This is a genomic window from Rummeliibacillus sp. TYF005 (genome assembly GCF_003844195.1).
Taxonomy (GTDB): domain Bacteria; phylum Bacillota; class Bacilli; order Bacillales_A; family Planococcaceae; genus Rummeliibacillus.
Map to the genome: position 1 here is coordinate 1 of NZ_ML122633.1, position 2078 is coordinate 2078.

Annotated in this window: 2 protein-coding genes; both read left to right on the top strand. The window is 31.8% G+C overall.

The window, feature by feature from the left end; genetic code table 11:
- Positions 1-741 (top strand): protein rep (locus CW357_RS17920; protein ID WP_256386337.1); only part of this gene is annotated, 741 nt, incomplete at its 5' end.
- A gap of 87 nt (positions 742-828) precedes the next feature.
- Positions 829-1722, top strand: coding sequence for a hypothetical protein (locus CW357_RS17925; protein WP_119417396.1), 894 nt, complete (start codon positions 829-831; stop codon positions 1720-1722).
- Positions 1723-2078: the final 356 nt, after the last annotated feature.

Here is a 2078-nt window from a genome sequence, read left to right on the forward strand (position 1 = left end):
AATTGGAGGAAAACGATGAAACGAAGCATACAAACAACCAAAATTGTGGAAGAAGTGATTCGTCAAAAGCCAAAAGCAAGATGGCTTTTCTTAACCCTATCGGTAAAGAATGTTTTTGACGGTAAAGAGTTGGATAAAAGTTTAAAAGCAATGGCACAAGGCTTTAACCGTTTGATGAAATATAAAAAAGTAGCTCAAAATATGATTGGTTTCATGCGATCTACAGAAGTTACGGTCAATAAAAAAGATGGGTCGTATAATCAACACATGCACGTTTTGTTATGTGTTGAATCAAAATATTTTAAGGGTACTGTAAATTATTTATCGCAAGAAGATTGGACAAGTCTTTGGCAAAAAGCCATGAAGTTAGATTATGTGCCAATTGTACATATAGAGGCAGTAAAAAATAAAAAGCGGAACAAGAAAAAAGAGGTCACTGCGATTCAAGCAGCGGTGCAAGAAACTGCAAAATATTCTGTGAAAGATGCCGACTATTTGACTGGTAATCTAGAAAATGATTTAGAAGTTGTAAAAGACTTAGAAGAAGGTTTATACCGGAAGCGAATGATTGCATACGGTGGTTTATTGAAAAAAGTACATAAGCAATTGAATTTAGATGATGTTGAAGAAGGCGATTTGGTACGAGTGGACGATGAGGATTCAGAGGTTGAAGAAAAAGCTTATTCTGTTGTTGCTCAATGGAATTGGAAATTGGAAAATTATTTGATAAACAGACTATAGAGACTAATCTAATACTTTTTATCTATACTAAATCTTTATTTTTTCATATATGCTTATTTCTGTAAAAATAAAGAGGGAGTTTTTAAAATGATACAAAAGATAATAACTGTTTTTTTAGTAAGCGTATTGTTCGTTAGTGTTTTTTTAACTAAAACATCGAATGTACAAGCTAGTGAATTAAAAGAAAATACACTACGAGTTCAAAATAATGATGATTTAAAAGTAAACTTCAATAACTCTGAAAAGAAAAAAATTGCTAACGACAGAGAAAAGATTATTTCAGAAATCAAAGAGAAAACTAAAACGTCCAATGAATCTGTTAATACTATAATCACGGAAACATTAAAGAAAAATACCCAAGAAACTTTAAATAAGGGTATTCAAGAAGAAATACAAACCATAAATAACGATGTACATAAGTCAGTAGAATTAGAAACTAATATAGAATCTGAAACTTTTGAGATCAATAAAAACCTGAGTGTAACGTTTGACGATAATTTGGTTATAGTAGATGAATTTAAAGAGTCAGAAGAAAGAGAAGTAGATGAAAATACTGACGACCTTAATTTATTTACATTTGTTGATAATCTGTTTTTTGATAAAGCATATGCTGCAACATCAAAGAAAATAAAAAATGCTTCGCATTCAAGAAGCATTTATGATACAGCTGTAAAAAGCTTAAAACTAGTTACTGCATATATAGGTGCAGAATTTACTTATGATGGGAAAAAAGTGACTGCCAGAAGAACTGGAAACTATATGAAAACAAATCATGTTGCAGGAATTCTTATTGATATAGTTGAAAAGAAAAGTGCAGTACAAAAGCCTAGTAGTTCAAGGAGAATAGCTTATCAAGAAGGTAGCGCAATTTTAGGTTTTACAATTAAAGGAAATGGTTTAAAATTACAAGAAAAATATTTAAGAGTTAATGTTGAATCGAATGCAAAAGGTACAATTACTAAAAGTTCAATTTTAAGATAGAAAGAAGGAAATTACGTGGCTTTTATTGCGACAGCAATTTTTACAGTAGTACTGATAGTATTTATTGTTTTAATGCTTGTAAAACTTTTTAAAAAAATTAAAAATAGTAAGTGAAATTAGGGGGGGCGTCCCCCTTTTTTATTGTCCTGAAAGAAATATTTAAGGTAAGTGTCAACGGTAAGCGGAGAAAAAAGACGGTCCCTGTAAGGGGGCTGTCTTTTTTTGAGCATTAAGGAGTTGACACGTGCGAATGATCTACAAGCTTTTACGCACTTCCCACTCCCATGTGGGAAGCTGCCATGCGGCGAGCTGAAAGTTTTTTGGGGTTGCCTTTTTTTCAAAAAAGGCAAGGTCTT